This is a genomic window from Amycolatopsis sp. NPDC102522, from assembly GCF_055584485.1.
Map to the genome: position 1 here is coordinate 1 of NZ_JBVJLY010000019.1, position 16,707 is coordinate 16,707.

The window sequence follows — 16,707 nt, forward strand, 5'->3', positions numbered from 1 at the left end:
CAGCCAACTCGTCATACGACGGACGCTCACCCCCGGACACCCAGTGATCATCGCAGAACGACGATCACCACATGACCCGGGACCTGACTAGTTACCACGAATCGCCACTCACGACCATCCCGGCCCGACGCACTCCGGCAGGACCCAACGTCGCGAAAGCCACTTTCAGGACGTCAGGTGTCGCGAAAGTGGCTTTCGCGACACCCGGAGCCGACAGACGCGCGAGCGGTCGAGTACGAAACCTTTGCCTTACCTCTCAATAGAACCCGTACCTGCGGCCGGGCGGTTTCGCGTGATCGGACGGACGACACGCGGTGGACTCGGCGTCGTCGAGTGTCGTCCGTCTGATCACACGTGCCGTCCCACCGGTTACGCGAACGCGGCGACGGGGCACGGTGGTCGTGGGTGGCAAGGACGGTTCTTGAGAAGCAGGTCAAAGGTGTCGTGTGCGGGCGAGATGGGCGACCACTCGTGATCAGGCGGCGATCTCGCGTGATTGAAGGCGGAACTCACGTGATTGAAGGCGGAACTCGCGTGATCGGTCAGGGGAGCGGGCGGGCCTCGGCCAGCCGGAGGAGCGGGATGGCCGCGGCGGCGTCGGTGATCAGCGTCGAGACCATGCCCGAGCGCAGGACGGCGTCTATCGCTTCGGCCTTCGGTTCCGTGTAGCCCAGCGCGATCACTTCAGGGACCGCCAGCAGTTCTTCGGCGCTGATGGCCAGCACGTGATGGGCCAGACCGGTGGACATCGGCGTCCCGTCGGCGTCGAACAGGCGCGCGGACACCTCCGCTTTGGCCCCGCGTTTCGCTATCGCGCTCCGCTCCGTCTCGTCGAGCGCGTCGTAGACCGTCGATTCCTCGGGTTTCCACGCGCCGATGCTGACGACGGCCTTGGTCAGGTTCTTGAACTGCCCGAAGGTTTCCGCGATCCCCGGCTGCCTGCGCAGCGTCTCCGTGGTGCGGCGGTCGGGGAGGACGAGCGGCCCGAAGATCGGGTACGCCTCGCCGCCGGACACCGACGCGACCCGGCTGACCGTTTCCACCGACCGGTCCCGCATGTCCATCCCCGCCTGCACCCCGCATAGTTGCACGACCGGGCATTTCGGCAGCGACTCGATCGCGTCGGTCATCGCGTTCACGGAACGTGCCCACGACAGCCCGAGAACGTCGCCGGGAGTGATGATTTCGGTCAGGAGCCGGGCGGCGAGCGCGCCGATCTTCCGTCGGGCCACTTCGCGGGTCTCGGGCTCCGGCGCTCGTTCGAGCACGAGGACGCGATCCAGCCGGTACGCGGAGCGGATCTCCTCGGACAGCACGAGATCGACCGGGGCGGGCAATCGGAATTCGACCGTGACGATTCCGCTTTCCCTGGCCGTGTCCAGCATCCGGGCGACCTTGAACCGGCTGATCCCGAACTCGTCGGCGATTTCCAGTTTCGAGGCGCCCTGCTCGTAGAAACGCCGGGCCACGGCGGCCAGGCGCAGCGACTCCACCAGGCCGGGACCCACCTTCTTCCCGCTCATCTGAGCACTATACCGCGAAATCAATCGGAAAGGTTGACGTAACACCAGGGAAAAGTTCACCATGCCTGAACATGCAGTCCGAAGCATAGGCCCGTCCCGCTCATTTGAGCGGAGAGAAGAGGAGCTGGCATGCGTGCCGCGATCGTGGACAAGCCCGGGGAGATCAGGGTCGGCGAAGTACCCGATCCCAAAACGGGGGATCGCCAGGTCGTCGTCAAGGTGGGTGCCTGCGGGATCTGCGGGACCGACCTCCACATCGCCGACGGGCATTTCCCGCCGACGCCCTACCCGATCGTCCCCGGCCACGAATTCGCCGGCGAGATCGTCGAACTCGGCGCCGACGTGCCGGGCGGCTGGAAGGTCGGCGACCGGGTGGCCGTCGACCCGTCGCTGTTCTGCGGCTACTGCAAGCCTTGCCGGTCCGGCCGTGGCAACCTCTGCGAGAACTGGAACGCGACCGGCGACACCGTCAACGGCGCTTTCGCCGAGTACGTCGCCGTTCCTTCCGCGAACTGCTACCGCATGCCGGACACGATGACCTGGGAGCAGGGCGCGCTCGTCGAGCCGGTCTCCTGCGCGGTCCACGGCGTGCGCCGGATCGGCGTCGAGGCGGGGGAGCGGTTCCTCGTCGTCGGCGCGGGCACGATGGGACTGATCATGCAGCAGTTGCTGCAGCGTGCGGGCGCCCAGGTCACGGTGGTCGACCGCAACACCGCCCGCCTCGGTCGTGCCATGGACCTCGGCGCTGTCGCGGTCGCGGGTGACGTGAAGGACTTGGACGACGAGAAGTTCGACGCTGCCGCGGACTGCACCGGCGCCGCTCCGGCCATCGAAGCCGCTTTCGACTCGCTCCAGCGCGGAGGCCGCCTGCTGGTCTTCGGAGTCGCGCCCGCCGAAGCACGCGTCGCGCTTTCGCCGTTCCGGATCTACAACGACGAGATCACCGTCGTCGGCTCGATGGCCGTCATGAACAGCTTCGGTGCCGCGCTCGACCTGGTGGCCAGCGGCGCCGTCGACACCGGCGCACTGCTCACCGACACCCTGCCGCTGGAGCAGTACCCCGACGCGCTCGCCCTCATGCGCAGCGGCGCCGGCCTGAAGGTGCAGGTAATACCGGGAGGCGAAAGTGCGTAAAGCAGCCGCCCTGCTCGCGGTCCTCCTGCTGAGCCTCACCGGATGCGCCGGTGCGGGCGCGCTCGGGACCGGCGACCGGACACTCGTCGTCGGGATCGTCGCGAACCCGCAGATGAAGGACGCCATCGAGCTTTCCGGCGAGTTCGAGAAGGCGAACCCCGGCGTCACCCTCAAGTTCGTCTCACTGCCGGAAAACCAGGCCCGCGCGAAGATCACCGCGTCGACGGCCACCGAAGGCGGCGAATTCGACGTCGTCATGATCAGCAACTACGAGGCGCCGCAGTGGGCCGCGAACGGCTGGCTCGAAAACCTCGAGCCGCATATCGCGGCGAATCCCTCCTACGACGCGGGCGACTTCATCCCGAGCATCAAGGAATCCCTGTCGCACAACGGATCGCTCTACGCGGTGCCGTTCTACGGCGAGTCTTCGTTCCTGGCCTACCGCAAGGATCTGTTCGAGCAGGCCGGGCTCACGATGCCCGCCAAGCCGACGTGGTCGCAGATCGCCGAGTTCGCCGCGAAACTCGACGACAAGGCGAAGGGCGTCGCCGGGATCTGCCTGCGCGGCAAGCCCGGCTGGGGCGAGAGCCTCGCGCCGTTCACCACGGTCGCCAACACCTTCGGCGCGCAGTGGTTCGACAAGGACTGGAACGCCAAGCTGACCAGCCCCGAATTCAAGGCGGCCGCCGAGTTCTACGTGAATCTCGTGCGGAACCACGGCGAGGTCGGCGCGTCGAGCGCGGGCTTCTCCGAATGCGGCACGCGGTACACCCAAGGCCAGGCCGCGATGTGGTACGACGCCACGGTCATGGCGGGCACGAACGAGGACCCGTCGGCCAGCAAGGTCGTCGGGAAGTCCGGCTACGCCCCGGCTCCGGTGGAGAAGACGCAGGCGAGCGGCTGGCTCTACACCTGGGCGCTGGCGATCCCGAAGGTCGCCAAGGGCGCCAAAGACACGGCCGCTGCCTGGAAGTTCATGTCCTGGATGACCGACAAGGCCTACGTGCAGCGGGTCGCCGGCGAGTTCAAGGACTGGAACCGGGTCCCGCCGGGCGTGCGGAAGTCGACCTACGACATCCCGCAGTACCGCGAGGCCGCCAAGGCCTACGCGCAGCCGACGCTGGACGGGATCGCTGACGCCGACCAGCGGAAGGCGATGGCGAATCCGGTGCCCTACCCCGGCATCCAGTTCGTCGGCATCCCCGAGTTCCAGGATCTCGGCACGCGGGTGAGCCAGCAGCTTTCGGCGGCGATCGCGGGCCAGATCACCGTGGACGAAGCGCTGAAGCAGTCACAGGAGTACGCGCAGACCGTCGGCAAGTCGTATCAGGAGGTGCAGTGATGGCCACGCTCTCCGCTCCTGCCCGCACCGAGCCCGCCGAAGCCAAGAAGGCGGCCCCGAAGCGCGGCACCGACACGCCGTTCAAACGACGGCTACCGCTGTTGCCCGCCCTGCTGTTCGTCGTCGCCGTGACACAGCTTCCGTTCGTGCTGACGGTGTTCTACTCGTTCCAGTCGTGGAACCTGGTGCGGCCGGGTTCACGGCATTTCGTCGGGCTGCAGAACTACATCGACGTCTTCGCCGATTCGACGTTCCTCGGCGCGTTGCTGAACACCGTCGTCCTCACGGTCGTCTGCGTGTTCTTCTCGCTGCTGCTCGGCCTGGGACTCGCGATCCTGCTGGACCGTAAGTTCCTCGGCCGCGGCGTGGTCCGGACCCTGCTGATCACGCCGTTCCTGATCCTGCCCGCGGCGGGCGCGCTGCTGTGGAAGACGACGATGTTCGACCCGACCTACGGGTTGCTGCACTTCGTCTTCGGCACCGACGTCGACTGGCTTTCGGAGTTCCCGCTCGCCGCGGTGATGGCCCAGGTCGTCTGGCAGTGGACGCCGTTCATGATGCTGCTGATCCTGGCCGGGCTGCAGAGCCAGCCGAAGGACGTCCTGGAGGCCGCGTCGGTCGACGGCGCCGGCCGCTGGCGGACGTTCACCGCGATCACGCTCCCGCATCTGAGCCGGTTCCTGCAGCTCGCGACGCTGCTGGGCGCGATCTACATCGTGAACAGCTTCGACGCGATCTTCCTGATGACCCAGGGCGGCCCGGGAACGGCCAGCACGAACCTGCCCTTCTACATCTACCAACGGGCGTTCCAAGGTTTCGACGTCGGGCAGTCGTCCGCGATGGGCGTGATCGTCGTGATCCTGACGATGATCGTCGCGACCTTCGCGCTGCGACTGATGTTCCGCTCGTTCTCGGTGCAGGGAGGCGTGAAATGAAGGCCCGGTTCGGCGCGGGCGCGCTGACTGTCGCGACCTGGGTGATCGCGATCCTGTTCGTGTTCCCGCTGCTGTGGATGATCCTCACGGCCTTCAAACAGGAGGCCGACGCCTACACCGATCCGCCGCGGCTGTTCTTCACCCCGACGCTCGACCAGTTCGCCGGGGTGCTCGAACGCGGTTTCCTGCCGTACCTGTCGAACTCCGCGTTCGTCACCGTCGTGTCGACGATTTTCGTGCTGCTGCTGGGAATCCCGGCGGCGTACGCGCTGTCGCTGGCGCCGGTGAAGGGGACGAGCAACGCGCTCGGCTTCTTCCTGTCGACGAAGATGCTGCCGATCGTGGCGGCGATCATCCCGCTCTACGTGATCTCGCAGAACGTCCAGCTGCTGGACAACGTGTGGGCGCTGATCATCCTGTACACGTCGATGAATCTGCCGCTGGCGATCTGGATGATGCGGTCGTTCTTCCTCGAAGTGCCGCACGAGATGATCGAAGCGGGCCGGATCGACGGCGCGACCCTGCCGGTGCTGCTGCGGAAGATCATCATGCCGGTCGTCGCGCCAGGGGTGGCCGCGACCGCGCTGATCTGCGTGATCTTCTCGTGGACCGAGTTCTTCTACTCGGTCAACCTCACCGCCGCGCGCGCCGGGACCGTGCCGGTGTTCCTGGTCGGGTTCATCACCAGCGAGGGCCTGTACTGGGCGCAGCTGTCCGCGGCCGCCCTGCTCGCGTCGCTGCCGGTGATGATCGTCGGCTGGATCGCGCAGAACCACCTGGTGCGCGGGCTGTCGATGGGCGCGGTCAAGTAAAGCCTCGTGAGTGGTGAGGACGGTTCGAACCGTCCTCACCACTCACGAGCCCCAAGACCTACGCGAGTGACAACGCCTGACCAGGGCAAATGTGCACGGCCGTGCGTGCGTTCTCCTCGGCCTCGTCGCCTTCGGGCTCGGCGTTCAGCACCAAGACCGTCCCGTCGTCCTCGCTCTGATCGAACAGATCGGGATCGGTGAGCACGCACTGGCCCGCGCCCACGCATTTCCCGGTGTCCGCGATGATCTTCATGGCTCCTCCTACCAGGTGACCGGGAGGGCGTGGAGGCCGTAGATCGTCGAGTCGTGCTTGAACTGCAGCTCGTCGACCGGAACGGCGATCCTGATCCCCGGTATACGCCGGAACAACGTATCGAACACGATCTGGAGTTCCATCCGCGCCAGATTCTGGCCGAGGCACTGGTGCACCCCGAACCCGAACGCGACATGGTGCCGCGCGCCGCGCTCGATGTCGAAGTCGTCGGGGTTCTCGAACCCGTCCGGGTCGTGGTTGCCGGCGTTGCTCAGCCCGACGACGCCTTCGCCCGCGCGGATGAGCGTGCCGCCGATCTCGACGTCCGCCGTCGCGACGCGTGAGGTCGCGGTCTCGGCGATGGTGAAGACCCGCAGGAGTTCTTCGATCGCGGCGAGGGTCTTGCCCGGATCCGCCTTGATCTTCGCCAGCTGGCCGGGATTCTCCAGCAAGGTCACCGTGCCGAGGGAAATCATGTTCGCCGTCGTCTCGTGACCGGCGATGAGCAGCAGGAACGCCAGGCCGACGAGTTCGTCGTGGTCGGCTTCGCCCGTTTCCCGTTGTTTGAGGATCTGGCGGCCGAGGAGGTCGTCCTCGGTGGCGTTCGCTTCTTTCTTGGTGACGAGCTCGACGAGATAGCCTTCGAGTTTCTCGAACGCCACCATCCGCTCTTCGGCGCTGACCTCCCGGCTGAGCAGCTGGGAACTGCAGCCCTGGAAGAACTCGTGATCCGAATAGGGGACACCGAGCAGTTCGCAGATCACCAGTGACGGAACAGGCAGTGAAAGCGCCTGGACGAGGTCGGCGGGCTTGGGCCCGGCGAGCAGCGCGTCGATGTGTTCGTCGACGATCTGCTGGATTCGCGGCTGCAGCGCTTTCATGCGCTTGACCGTGAATTCCCCGACGACGTCACGCCGGGCCTGGGTGTGCTCCGGTGGATCCATCGCGATGAGGGACGCGCGGAACGGCTTGTCCTCGCGCCGGATCTGCCGCTTCACCATCAACGGGAAATCCGGATTCTGGCGGTCGGAGCTGAAATGCGGGCTGCTCAGCATTTCGCGGATGTCTTCGAGCCGGGTGAGTGCCCACGCCGTTTGCCCGGACGGAAGACCGACCCGGGAAATCGGACTTTCCGCGCGAAGCTTCTCATATTCCGGAGGCGGGGAAAACGGGCACTTGCGCATGAGCGGCAAGGTCGCGGTGGTTTCCTCGACGTCGGTCATCGGGTTTGTCCTTCCCCAGATGTCGGGTGGGTTCGGGCGATATCGGACAGGAGGCCACGAAACGTATGCGGATGGTTTCATTCCGCTTATGTCACCAAGGTACTCAAGTGGAGGCAGGTCGTCCACTCGCGAAGGGGTGGTTTCCCGGGAAGCGTGAGGGGCACGCCCTTACGTGCGAGAATCACTGCGCCAAAGGACCCCTGAGAGGCGAGGACCATGACAGCCGACCCCGAGACCCGCTTGCGTGCCGACGCGCGCCGGAACCGGGATCAGATCCTGGCCGCCGCGAGATCCATCTTCGCCGCGCAAGGCGCCGAGATCCCGATGGAAGAGATCGCGCGCTCGGCGGGCGTCGGCGTCGGCACTCTTTACCGGCGTTTCCCGGATCGGGACGCGCTGATCCGGGCGGTCGCCGTCGACAACTTCGACAAGGTTCTCAAGGACGCGAAGGCCGCGAGGGACGAGGAGCCTTCGGACTGGGAGGCGCTGATCCGGCTGCTGCACCAGTCGATGGAACTGCAGCTGAGCATCCAGCTCGCGATGGTGTCACCGCGCGCGCTGGTGATCCTCAAGAGTGATCCCGCGATCAAGGCCCTGCGTGACGAGCTGCTGGTGGTGCTGGGCGGTTTCGTCCAGGGCGCGCAGGCGGAGGGCAAGCTCCGCAAGGACGTCGCCACCGGGGACGTCGCGATATTGTTCGCGACGCTGCTGCGGCAGATGCCGGGAAAGAACGAAGAGGTCGCGCGGATGGCGATCCGGAGGTGCATCGGCATCATGATCGACGGTCTGCGGGCCGGGGAGACCGAACCGCTCCCGGGCCGGGCGCTGACCGGCTCCGACCTCGACCCCTGACGCTCTCGCTGCTTCCGGATGTCATGAAAGGGTCGTTCAGGACGTTTTTCTTCCTGAACGACCCTTTCATGACATGTGGGGCCCGGTGATCCCTCCGCATTCAGAGGACTAAACGCGGAGGGCGCGGAGACGTCAGACGCCCAGCGGGTGCCAGACGGTCTTCGCCTCCAGGTACCGCCGCAGCCGCGCGATGTCGGCGTCGGCCGTCCAGTCCGGCTCAGCGTCCGGCACGGTCAGGACCCGCTTCACGGTGCCCGCGGCGTCACGCGCCAGGTCCGCCCGCGCGGAAGGCTCCGCGCCCGTCGGGTCGAGCGCGTTGACGTCACCGTGCGTGGCGAGCCACGAGCCCAGCTCCGACGCGCGTCCGGTCAGGATGTTCGCCACCCCGCCCGGCAGGTCGGACGTCGCCAGGACCTCCGAAAGCGTGATCGCGGGCAACGGCCGCTCCGCGCTGGAGACGACCACCGCGGTCGAACCCGTCGCCAGCACCGGGGCCAGCACGCTCACCAGGCCCAGCAGCGACGACTGCTGCGGCGCCAGCACGCCCACGACACCGGTCGGTTCGGGCACGGTGAAGGAGAAGTACGGGCCCGCGACGGGGTTGGCCGCGCCGAGCACGGTCGCGATCTTGTCCGTCCAGCCCGCGTACCAGACCCAGCGGTCGATCGAAGCGTCCACAAGAGACTGTGCCTTCTTCGCCGCGACGCCTTCGGAAGCGGCGACCTCCGCGACGAACTGCTCGCGGCGGCCTTCCATCATCTCCGCGACCCGGTACAGCACCTGGCCGCGGTTGTACGCCGTCGTCGCCGACCAGCCGCCGAAAGCCTTGCGGGCGGCGGAAACCGCGTCGCGGACGTCCTTGCGGGACGCGTGCGAGGCGTTCGCCAGGAACTTGCCCTTGCTGTCGGCGACGGGGTACACGCGGCCCGACTCGGAGCGCGGGAACTTGCCGCCGATGTAGAGCTTGTAGGTCTTGGCTACCGAAATACGGTCAGACATCGAGGTAGGCCTCCAGCCCGGTGCGTCCGCCTTCGCGGCCGAAACCCGACTCCTGGTAGCCGCCGAACGGCGCGGCGGGATCGAAGCGGTTGAACGTGTTGGCCCAGACGACACCGGCGCGGAGCTGGTTCGCCATCCACAGGATGCGCGAGCCCTTCTCGGTCCAGATACCGGCGGAGAGCCCGTACGGCGTGTTGTTCGCCTTGGTGACGGCCTCGTCCGGCGTGCGGAAGGTCAGCACCGAAAGCACCGGCCCGAAGATCTCCTCGCGGGCGATGCGCATCGACTGCTGGACGTCCGAGAACACCGTGGGGGCGAAGAAGAAACCGCGTTCCGGCACCGGGCACGGGCTGGTCCAGCGCCGCGCGCCCTCGGCGTCGCCGGACTCCACCAGTCCCTTGATCTTCGCGAGCTGCTCGGCGGAGTTGATCGCGCCGATGTCGGTGTTCTTGTCCAGCGGGTCGCCCAGCCGCAGCGTCGAGACGCGGTAGCGGAGCTTCTCGAGCAGCTCCTCGGCGATGGACTCCTGCACCAGCAGGCGCGAGCCCGCGCAGCAGACGTGGCCCTGGTTGAAGAAGATCCCGTTGACGATCCCCTCGACGGCCTGGTCCAGTGCGGCGTCGTCGAACACGATGTTCGCCGCCTTGCCGCCCAGTTCCAGGGTGAGCTTCTTCGAGGTGCCCGCCACCTGACGCTGGATGGCCTTGCCGACGTCGGTCGACCCGGTGAAGGCGACCTTGTTGACGTCGCCGTGGCCCACCAGCGCGGCGCCGATGTCCCCGGCGCCGGGCAGGATGTTGACCACGCCGGGCGGGAGTTCGGCCTGCTGGCAGATCTCCGCGAACACCAGCGCCGTCAGCGGTGTGGTCTCCGCGGGCTTGAGCACCACGGTGTTGCCGGTGGCCAGCGCGGGCGCGATCTTCCACGCCAGCATGAGCAGCGGGAAGTTCCAGGGGATGACCTGGCCCGCGACGCCCAGCGGCTTCGGGTTCGGGCCGTAGCCCGCGTAGTCGAGCTTGTCGGCCCAACCCGCGTGGTAGAAGAAGTGCGCGGCGGCCGTCGGCACGTCGGAATCGCGCGATTCCTTGATCGGCTTGCCGTTGTCGAGGCTCTCCAGGACGGCCAGCTCCCGCGACCGCTCCTGGATCAGGCGCGCGATGCGGAACAGGTACTTGGCACGTTCGGAGCCCGGCATCTTGGACCAGACATTGTTGTACGCCTTGCGTGCGGCCTTGACCGCGATGTCCACATCGGACACCGACGCGGTGCCGACCTCGGCGAGCACCTCTTCGGTGGCCGGGTTGATCGTCTTGAGCGGCTCACCCGAGCCGTCGACGAATTCGCCGTTCACGAACGGCCGGTAGTGCGGTTTGAGGTTCGCGAGGTCGCGCGATTCGGGCGCGGGCGCGTACTCGAAGATGCCCATGGATCAGTCCACCGTCACGTAGTCGGGGCCGCTGTAGTGGCCGTCGGCCTGGGTGCGGCGCTGCAGCAGGAGGTCGTTGAGCAGGCTGGACGCCCCGAAGCGGAACAGATCCGGGTTCAGCCACTGCTCGCCGGCGACCTCGTGCACCGCGACCAGGTACTTGATCGCGTCCTTGGTCGTCCGGATGCCACCGGCGGGTTTGACGCCGCGCAGTTCCCCGGTCTGGACGAACCAGTCGCGGACGGCCTGCAGCATGACGTGGGTGACCGGCAGCGTCGCGGCGGGCGACACCTTGCCGGTGGAGGTCTTGATGAAGTCGCCTCCTGCCAGCAGCGCGAGCCAGGAGGCGCGGCGGACGTTGTCGTAGGTGACGAGTTCGCCGGTCTCCAGGATGACCTTGAGGTGAGCGCTGCCACAGGCGGCCTTGATCGCCTGGATCTCCTCGAAGACCTCCAGGTAGCGGCCTTCCAGGAACGCGCCGCGATCGATCACCATGTCGATCTCGGCGGCTCCGGCGTCGACGGCGATCTTGGTGTCGGCCAGCTTGATCTCACGGCTCGTGCGCCCGGCGGGGAAGCCGGTGGCGACACTCGCGACGTGGATGCCGGTGCCGCGAAGCGCCTCGACAGCCGTCTCGACCATGTCCGGGTACACGCACACGGCCGCCACCTGCGGGGTGTCCGGGCGTTCCGGGTCCGGCCGCTTGGCCTTCGCCGCGAGCGCGCGGACCTTGCCCTGGGTGTCGGCGCCTTCGAGGGTCGTCAGGTCGACCATCGAAATGGCGGTGTCGATCGCCCAGAGCTTGGCGGCCTTCTTGATGCTGCGCGTGCCGAGGCCCGCCGCCCGCTGCTCGACGCCGACCTGGTCGACACCAGGCAGCCCGTGCAGGAACCGGCGCAGGCTCGCCTCGTCGCGAGTCGCGTCCGTCAGCGGCGCCGGGGTGGCCGGCGCCGCTGACGAGCTGGTCGTAGCTGTCATACGGGTGAGTGTAGGCGGCCTACAAGCTGGGCACCGGGGCCTGGGCAGCGGCCCTGGCCGGGATCACCGGCGAGCAGAACTCGCTGATCATCGGCAGCTGGCGTTTGAGCGCGGCGTCCGGCGACGCGGTGAGGTCCACCGTGGCCATCGTGGAGATGTCCTTGCCGGACTCGTCGTGGAAGCTGAGCGTGTTGTACCCCGGCAGGTCGCCACCGTGGCCCCAGACGGTGATGTCTTCCGCGCAGGCGCCCGCGTCCTTGAGGTTCAGCTTCATCAGGCCGAGGCCGTACTCGAGGGCGCCACCGGTCGGGACCGTCTTCTTCATCTGGGTGAGGAGGTCGGCGGGCAGCAGCCGGCCGCCCAGCAGGGCCTCGAAGAACCGGTTGAGGTCCTTGCCCGAAGAGACGATGCCTCCCGCGCCGAAGTAGCGCGAGTAGTTGTAGGTGGTGACGTCGGTGAGGCCGTGCGGAGCGTCGTACAGCTGCTCGTAGCCGCGGGCGGCCGCGCCGATCAGGAACGGGAAGTCGCGCGGCAGCGAGGTGTCGCGCAGGTGCAGCGGCCCGGCGATGCGCTCGGCCAGCACGCGTTCCAACGGCTTCCTGGTGGTCTTCTCGACCAGCAGGCCGAGGACGTTGTAGCCGGTGTTGGAGTAGGCCCAGCTCGTCCCGGGCTTGAACTGAAGCGGCTGCTTCGTCACGCTCAGGCGGATTTCCTCGTCGCTGTCGAAGTGCTCGAAGCGTTCGGTGTCGATCTCCGGCCCGGACGCCCAGGAGTCCTCGGGGAGCAGGTCACGCGGCAGGCCGCTGGTGTGCTGCAGCAGCTGGCGGACGGTGATCGGCTCGGGATACGGCAGCAGGCCGGGCAGGTAGCGCTGCACGGCTTCGTCCAGCCCGACGCGCTTTTCGGCCACGAGCTGCAGGACGAGAGTCGCGACGAACACCTTGGAGACGCTCGCCACCCGCCAGCGTCCCGAGGCGTCGGGTTTGCCGGGCCGCTCGATGTTCGCGACGCCGCTGGCGCCACGGAAGTCGTCGGCGACGGCGACCATCCCGGGAATGCCCGCGGCGACAGCCGCGTCCATCGCGGTCTGGCGCGGATCGGTCTTCCCGGCGGCCGCCGCCGGGAACGCGGTGGCGGAAAGCAGTGCGGCACAAGCGATGGCGACGAAACTTCGGCGCATCAGACGGTCCCCCAGGTGGTGGTCAGCCTTCGATTTCAGGTACGTCTTTCCGGCGTGGCTTCCGCTTGACGAGCACGCCGCCCCAGAACGCCAGGCCGGTGATCTTCACCGTCGGCGCTGTCGGCGGCGCGGCAGGCGTCCCGGCGCGATCCTCCAGCTCGAAGGCGCCCATGAAGCCGATTCCGGTGACGTCGACGTTGATGTCGTCGGGCACGATGATGTCGATCCCGCCCATGATCGCGACCGCGGTGATCGTCGTGTGCTTCTCGGCGAATCGCGCGTTCCGCAGGTCGAGGTCGGCGCCGCCCCAGAACGCGAAACTGTTGTGCTGCGGCGGGACGACCCAGCTGCCCTTGCGCGACACGCCGGACATGACGGCGATCGAGGCGCCCGAGCCCGGGTGCCCGCCGATGCGGTCGTCGGGCAGGCCCAGCGCCCGCGAGGTCGCCGGTTCGATCGCCGACCGCGACTGCTGCGGCAGGTCCGCGGTGACCGGTTTCAGGTCGCCGACGGTCTTGGCCGCGTAAACGATGGTGAGCCGCTCTTCCAGCTCGTTGATGGTGATGCGCCCCTCGGACATCGCCGCGTGCAGCACCTGCGCGACCTGCTCGCGGTCGGCGTCGGAGATGCGCATCTGTTCGGGTCCTGGCAAGGCCGGCTCTTCGCTCACGCGCAGGAGCCTAGCGCCGGTGGGAGGGCCGGACGTCCATCTTATGGCCGACAGTGGCATTCTCGCGTGATGGGGAACTCACTACCCGGCGCCTTGGAGCTGCCGGACGGGGTGAAGGTACGGGGACGGGGCCTGGGTCGGCCCTGGCCAGACGGGCCTTCGCCGGATTTCGGACTGTATCTCGGCGGCGCGAAGCTGCGCCGGAAGCACGACCACAAAATGGACTGGGAGCGGGAGTGGATCCGCTGGCCCGACTTCCTGCTGCCGACGGACTGGGCGGACGCGCGGCGGCGGATCGTGGACCTGTACGAGCGCGCGGCGGCGGGCGAAGGCGTCGAGGTCGCCTGTTACGGCGGTGTCGGGCGGACCGGGACCGTGTTGTCCTGTCTGGCCACGCTCGGCGGCCTGACCGCCGACGAGGCCGTGGCGTGGGCGCGGGCGAACCACGACAAGCGTTCGGTGGAGACGCCGTGGCAGCGCCGCTGGGTCGGCTGGTTCGCGCGGCAGACCTGAGGAGATAAATTGACGGGCATGGACGTGCACGTCGTTGATCACCCGCTGGCCAAGGCCAGGCTCTCCACCATGCGCGACGCGCGCACCGACAGCGCCGCCTTCCGCGCGGCGCTGCACGAACTGACCGTCATGCTGGTCTACGAAGCCACCCGCGCCATGCCTGTGCGCATCGAGCGGATCCACACGCCCGTGGCGCGCACCGACGGCTACGCGCTGGCGAGCCCGCCGCTGCTGGTGCCGGTGCTGCGGGCCGGGCTGGGGATGGCGGACCAGGCGCACAAGCTGATCCCGGACGCCCAGATGGGCTTCGTCGGGCTCGCCCGCGACGAGGAGACGCTCAAGCCGACGCCGTACCTCGAATCGCTGCCCGAATCGCTCGCCGACCGGCCGGTGCTGGTGCTCGACCCGATGCTGGCGACCGGTGGGTCGATGGAGTACACGATCCGGTTGCTCATCGACCGGGGTGCCACCGACGTCACCGCGATCTGCGCGCTGGCGGCCCCCGAGGGCATCGAGCACCTGGAGAAGACCGGGCTGCCGCTGCGCGTGGTGACAGCGAGCATCGACGAGCGGCTGAACGACTCCGGCTTCATCGTGCCCGGCCTCGGGGACGCGGGAGACCGGCAATACGGCGCGGTCTGACCCCCTCCGGATCGCGTTTAGCCCGCTAAACGCGATCCGGTACCCGGGGGCGAGGCGGCGAAGTCCGTGAAGGCCTCCTTCGCAACCCTGAGGGTAGGGAAGGAGCCTTCGCGACCTGGCGCGTCGCGTTTAGCGGGCTAAACGCGAAGCGGGAGCGGGGCGTCAGCGGCGCAGCCAGCCGGAGGCGTTCGCCCGCAGCGCGGTCTCGTAAGCCGCGCTCACGGTGAACTCCTCCGGCAGGTTCCCGTTCAGCTCCAGTGACACGAGCCCGTGCACGAACCCCCAGCAGGCCACCGTCACGATCTCGGGTGGCACGTCGAGGAAGACGCCGTCGGCGACGGCCGTGCGGATCGTCTCCTCCAGCGGCGCCATCGTCGCGCGGGCCTGGCCGGAGGTCTCCTCCGCCGGTTCGAAACCCGGCACCGACTTCGTGAACATGATCGCGTAGAGGTGCGGGTCGGCCAGCGCGCTCTCGCGGTAGGCGACGCCGAGCCGCACGAGGTCCTCGACCGGGTCGCCGCTCAGCGAGACCCCGGACATCCGCAGGCCGAAGCGGCGGAAGCCCTCGGCGAACAGCGCGCTGACGAGGTCCGTCTTCCCGCCGAAGAGTGAATAGACCGCGGTGGTGGACGTACCGACGGCGGCGGCCAGTTTGCGGAGGCTGAGGGCCTTGGGGCCGTCGGCCGAGATGAGCTCACCGGCGCGGTCCAGCAGTTTCAGCCGGAGGTTCTCGTCGTGCGTCCTGGGGCGGGGCATGATCACAGGGTATCGCAACGCTGTTATCAATCGCTCGGATTCGGAGTTGACCTGGAGCGCACTCCAGGTCGTACTGTCGTTGACATGAGCTACTCGATAGCGGAAGCCGCGCGACGTAGCGGACTGTCCATCGACACTCTCCGGTACTACGAGCGCATCAAACTCGTCGAGCCACCGGCACGGGACGCCGCGGGGCGCCGCGCCTACACCGACGACGACCTCGGTTGGCTGGGGTTCCTGACCAAGCTGCGCCTGACCGGCATGCCCATCAAGCGCATGCGGGAGTACGCGTCGCTGCGCCACCACGGGGCGGCGAGCGCGGGACGGCGCAAGTCGATCCTCGTCGACCAGCGCACCTCGGTCGCCGACCGGATCGCCGAGCTGCAGGCCTGCCTCGACATCCTCGACTACAAGATCGACCACTACGACCAGGTGGAGCGCGCGGTGCTCGGCACCGGAGCCACCGTGGAGGGAATTTCAGCGTGATCAGCACCAGGAGGCTCGGCGGTCTGGAAGTCGGGGCGCAGGGACTCGGCTGCATGGGGATGAGCCAGGCCTACGGCGTCCGCGACGACGACACGGAGTCGATCGCCACCGTCCACCGCGCCCTCGAACTGGGCGTGACCCTGCTCGACACCGCGAACGTCTACGGCGCCGGCGCGAACGAAGAGCTGGTCGGCCGCGCGATCGCGGGCAAGCGTGACCAGGTCGTCCTCGCGACCAAGTTCGGCATCGTCTGGGACAAGGACGGCGGGATGTCCGCTCGCGGCGACGCGGCGTACGTCAAGCAGAGCTGCGAAGAGTCGCTTCGTCGGCTGAACGTCGATCACATCGACCTCTACTACCAGCACCGGGTCGACCCGAACACTCCTGTCGAGGAGACGTGGGGCGCGCTCGCGGAGCTGGTCGAGGAGGGCAAGATCCGGTTCGCCGGGATCTCCGAGGCCAGTGCCGAGACGATCCGTCGCGCGCACGCCGTCCACCCGGTGACGGCTCTGCAGAGCGAGTGGTCTCTGTGGACGCGCGGAATCGAAGGCGAGATCCGTTCGGCCACCCGCGAGCTGGGGATCGGCGTCGTGCCGTTCTCGCCGCTCGGCCGCGGCTTCCTCACCGGCAGCGTGACGTCGGTGAAGGACCTGCCGGAAGACGACATGCGCCGCGGGCTGCCCCGGTTCGCCGAGGGTAACTTCGAGCGCAACATGGCGATCGTCGATGCGCTGCGTGCGCTGGCCGAGCAGAAGGGCGTCACCGCCGGGCAGCTCGCGCTGGCCTGGGTGCAGTCGCGGGGCGACGACGTCGTGCCGATCCCCGGCACCAAGCGGCGCAAGTACCTCGAAGAGAACGCCGCCGCCGCAGAGCTGGAACTGTCCGAAGTGGACATCGAGGCCATCGAAAAGGCAGCGCCCGTCGAGGCGATCGCCGGTGAGCGCTACCCGGAGCGGCTCGCCCGCGCGGCCGGTAAGTAAGAA

The 16,707-nt window shown here is 67.9% G+C and carries 18 protein-coding genes; 9 read left to right on the top strand and 9 right to left on the bottom strand.

The features are described 5' to 3' along the window. Nucleotides 1-542: 542 nt before the first annotated feature. The gene (locus tag ACZ6YV_RS32465) at nucleotides 543-1,523 is read right to left on the bottom strand and encodes a sugar-binding transcriptional regulator (protein ID WP_465513247.1); all 981 of its coding nucleotides are present in this window, start codon (nucleotides 1,521-1,523) and stop codon (nucleotides 543-545) included. A 129-nt stretch (nucleotides 1,524-1,652) separates the two neighbouring features. Here ACZ6YV_RS32465 and ACZ6YV_RS32470 point away from each other — a divergent pair, with 129 nt between their 5' ends. The 4 genes from ACZ6YV_RS32470 to ACZ6YV_RS32485 are packed head-to-tail and all read left to right on the top strand — an operon-like array spanning nucleotide 1,653 to nucleotide 5,746. Next, nucleotides 1,653-2,657, top strand: a complete 1,005-nt coding sequence (locus ACZ6YV_RS32470; RefSeq protein WP_465513248.1) for a zinc-dependent alcohol dehydrogenase family protein — start codon at nucleotides 1,653-1,655, stop codon at nucleotides 2,655-2,657. Then, a complete protein-coding gene (locus ACZ6YV_RS32475) occupies nucleotides 2,650-3,999 on the top strand; it encodes an ABC transporter substrate-binding protein (protein ID WP_465513249.1) in 1,350 nt (449 codons plus the stop codon). Before ACZ6YV_RS32470 ends, ACZ6YV_RS32475 begins: the two co-directional genes overlap by 8 nt. Beyond that, nucleotides 3,999-4,934: a carbohydrate ABC transporter permease gene (locus ACZ6YV_RS32480; RefSeq protein ID WP_465513250.1), complete on the top strand. Its 936-nt coding sequence runs from the start codon at nucleotides 3,999-4,001 to the stop codon at nucleotides 4,932-4,934. Before ACZ6YV_RS32475 ends, ACZ6YV_RS32480 begins: the two co-directional genes overlap by 1 nt. Then, nucleotides 4,931-5,746, top strand: a complete 816-nt coding sequence (locus tag ACZ6YV_RS32485) for a carbohydrate ABC transporter permease (RefSeq protein WP_378238789.1) — start codon at nucleotides 4,931-4,933, stop codon at nucleotides 5,744-5,746. The genes ACZ6YV_RS32480 and ACZ6YV_RS32485 overlap by 4 nt, the downstream gene beginning before the upstream one ends. A gap of 58 nt (nucleotides 5,747-5,804) precedes the next feature. On the opposite strand, the gene ACZ6YV_RS32490 is transcribed toward ACZ6YV_RS32485, so the two are convergent. Together ACZ6YV_RS32490 and ACZ6YV_RS32495 are read right to left on the bottom strand one after the other, a co-directional pair. After that, nucleotides 5,805-5,999, bottom strand: coding sequence for a ferredoxin (locus ACZ6YV_RS32490; RefSeq protein WP_465513251.1), 195 nt, complete (start codon nucleotides 5,997-5,999; stop codon nucleotides 5,805-5,807). Between the two features lie 8 nt (nucleotides 6,000-6,007). Beyond that, a complete protein-coding gene (locus ACZ6YV_RS32495; RefSeq protein WP_465513252.1) occupies nucleotides 6,008-7,222 on the bottom strand; it encodes a cytochrome P450 in 1,215 nt (404 codons plus the stop codon). Nucleotides 7,223-7,438: 216 nt separating this feature from the next. Here ACZ6YV_RS32495 and ACZ6YV_RS32500 point away from each other — a divergent pair, with 216 nt between their 5' ends. Next, a complete protein-coding gene (locus ACZ6YV_RS32500; protein ID WP_465513253.1) occupies nucleotides 7,439-8,074 on the top strand; it encodes a TetR/AcrR family transcriptional regulator in 636 nt (211 codons plus the stop codon). A gap of 132 nt (nucleotides 8,075-8,206) precedes the next feature. Here the strand turns inward: ACZ6YV_RS32500 and ACZ6YV_RS32505 are convergent, their stop codons facing one another. Genes ACZ6YV_RS32505 through ACZ6YV_RS32525 form a run of 5 tightly spaced genes read right to left on the bottom strand, consistent with a single transcriptional unit; the run spans nucleotide 8,207 to nucleotide 13,291 of the window. Next, nucleotides 8,207-9,073, bottom strand: coding sequence for an aldehyde dehydrogenase family protein (locus ACZ6YV_RS32505; protein WP_465513254.1), 867 nt, complete (start codon nucleotides 9,071-9,073; stop codon nucleotides 8,207-8,209). After that, nucleotides 9,066-10,499 (bottom strand): aldehyde dehydrogenase family protein, encoded by a 1,434-nt coding sequence (locus tag ACZ6YV_RS32510; protein WP_465513255.1) that lies wholly within the window; start codon nucleotides 10,497-10,499, stop codon nucleotides 9,066-9,068. The genes ACZ6YV_RS32505 and ACZ6YV_RS32510 overlap by 8 nt, the downstream gene beginning before the upstream one ends. Nucleotides 10,500-10,502: 3 nt before the next feature. Next, nucleotides 10,503-11,477 (bottom strand): deoxyribose-phosphate aldolase, encoded by a 975-nt coding sequence (deoC, locus tag ACZ6YV_RS32515; RefSeq protein WP_465513256.1) that lies wholly within the window; start codon nucleotides 11,475-11,477, stop codon nucleotides 10,503-10,505. Between the two features lie 19 nt (nucleotides 11,478-11,496). Continuing rightward, nucleotides 11,497-12,657, bottom strand: coding sequence for a serine hydrolase domain-containing protein (locus ACZ6YV_RS32520; protein ID WP_465513257.1), 1,161 nt, complete (start codon nucleotides 12,655-12,657; stop codon nucleotides 11,497-11,499). Nucleotides 12,658-12,679: 22 nt separating this feature from the next. Next, entirely contained in the window at nucleotides 12,680-13,291 is a 612-nt protein-coding gene (locus tag ACZ6YV_RS32525; protein WP_465513384.1) for a DUF1707 SHOCT-like domain-containing protein, read from the bottom strand. A gap of 105 nt (nucleotides 13,292-13,396) precedes the next feature. Between ACZ6YV_RS32525 and ACZ6YV_RS32530 the strand changes: the two genes are divergently transcribed. Together ACZ6YV_RS32530 and upp are read left to right on the top strand one after the other, a co-directional pair. Further along, on the top strand, nucleotides 13,397-13,840 hold the full coding sequence (locus ACZ6YV_RS32530) for a protein-tyrosine phosphatase family protein (protein ID WP_465513258.1): 444 nt from the start codon (nucleotides 13,397-13,399) through the stop codon (nucleotides 13,838-13,840). Nucleotides 13,841-13,858: 18 nt separating this feature from the next. After that, complete coding sequence (gene upp / locus ACZ6YV_RS32535) at nucleotides 13,859-14,482, top strand: uracil phosphoribosyltransferase (RefSeq protein ID WP_465513259.1); 624 nt, start codon at nucleotides 13,859-13,861, stop codon at nucleotides 14,480-14,482. Nucleotides 14,483-14,644: 162 nt separating this feature from the next. Here upp and ACZ6YV_RS32540 read toward each other — a convergent pair whose 3' ends face one another. Beyond that, on the bottom strand, nucleotides 14,645-15,238 hold the full coding sequence (locus ACZ6YV_RS32540; RefSeq protein ID WP_465513260.1) for a TetR/AcrR family transcriptional regulator: 594 nt from the start codon (nucleotides 15,236-15,238) through the stop codon (nucleotides 14,645-14,647). 84 nt (nucleotides 15,239-15,322) lie between these two features. Here ACZ6YV_RS32540 and ACZ6YV_RS32545 point away from each other — a divergent pair, with 84 nt between their 5' ends. Both ACZ6YV_RS32545 and ACZ6YV_RS32550 read left to right on the top strand, forming a co-directional pair. After that, entirely contained in the window at nucleotides 15,323-15,724 is a 402-nt protein-coding gene (locus tag ACZ6YV_RS32545) for a MerR family transcriptional regulator (protein ID WP_465513261.1), read from the top strand. Further along, nucleotides 15,721-16,704, top strand: a complete 984-nt coding sequence (locus ACZ6YV_RS32550) for an aldo/keto reductase (protein WP_465513262.1) — start codon at nucleotides 15,721-15,723, stop codon at nucleotides 16,702-16,704. The genes ACZ6YV_RS32545 and ACZ6YV_RS32550 overlap by 4 nt, the downstream gene beginning before the upstream one ends. The last annotated feature ends 3 nt before the right edge of the window (nucleotides 16,705-16,707 follow it).

What these genes read in the sequence shown, in the direction of transcription:
- ACZ6YV_RS32465 (WP_465513247.1), bottom strand. Translation starts at nt 1,523, where the DNA reads ATGAGCGGGAAGAAGGTGGGTCCCGGCCTGGTGGAGTCGCTGCGCCTG.
- ACZ6YV_RS32470 (WP_465513248.1), top strand. Translation starts at nt 1,653, where the DNA reads ATGCGTGCCGCGATCGTGGACAAGCCCGGGGAGATCAGGGTCGGCGAA.
- ACZ6YV_RS32480 (WP_465513250.1), top strand. Translation starts at nt 3,999, where the DNA reads ATGGCCACGCTCTCCGCTCCTGCCCGCACCGAGCCCGCCGAAGCCAAG.
- ACZ6YV_RS32485 (WP_378238789.1), top strand. Translation starts at nt 4,931, where the DNA reads ATGAAGGCCCGGTTCGGCGCGGGCGCGCTGACTGTCGCGACCTGGGTG.
- ACZ6YV_RS32490 (WP_465513251.1), bottom strand. Translation starts at nt 5,999, where the DNA reads ATGAAGATCATCGCGGACACCGGGAAATGCGTGGGCGCGGGCCAGTGC.
- ACZ6YV_RS32495 (WP_465513252.1), bottom strand. Translation starts at nt 7,222, where the DNA reads ATGACCGACGTCGAGGAAACCACCGCGACCTTGCCGCTCATGCGCAAG.
- ACZ6YV_RS32500 (WP_465513253.1), top strand. Translation starts at nt 7,439, where the DNA reads ATGACAGCCGACCCCGAGACCCGCTTGCGTGCCGACGCGCGCCGGAAC.
- ACZ6YV_RS32505 (WP_465513254.1), bottom strand. Translation starts at nt 9,073, where the DNA reads ATGTCTGACCGTATTTCGGTAGCCAAGACCTACAAGCTCTACATCGGC.
- ACZ6YV_RS32510 (WP_465513255.1), bottom strand. Translation starts at nt 10,499, where the DNA reads ATGGGCATCTTCGAGTACGCGCCCGCGCCCGAATCGCGCGACCTCGCG.
- deoC (WP_465513256.1), bottom strand. Translation starts at nt 11,477, where the DNA reads ATGACAGCTACGACCAGCTCGTCAGCGGCGCCGGCCACCCCGGCGCCG.
- ACZ6YV_RS32520 (WP_465513257.1), bottom strand. Translation starts at nt 12,657, where the DNA reads ATGCGCCGAAGTTTCGTCGCCATCGCTTGTGCCGCACTGCTTTCCGCC.
- ACZ6YV_RS32525 (WP_465513384.1), bottom strand. Translation starts at nt 13,291, where the DNA reads ATGCGCATCTCCGACGCCGACCGCGAGCAGGTCGCGCAGGTGCTGCAC.
- ACZ6YV_RS32530 (WP_465513258.1), top strand. Translation starts at nt 13,397, where the DNA reads ATGGGGAACTCACTACCCGGCGCCTTGGAGCTGCCGGACGGGGTGAAG.
- upp (WP_465513259.1), top strand. Translation starts at nt 13,859, where the DNA reads ATGGACGTGCACGTCGTTGATCACCCGCTGGCCAAGGCCAGGCTCTCC.
- ACZ6YV_RS32540 (WP_465513260.1), bottom strand. Translation starts at nt 15,238, where the DNA reads ATGCCCCGCCCCAGGACGCACGACGAGAACCTCCGGCTGAAACTGCTG.
- ACZ6YV_RS32545 (WP_465513261.1), top strand. Translation starts at nt 15,323, where the DNA reads ATGAGCTACTCGATAGCGGAAGCCGCGCGACGTAGCGGACTGTCCATC.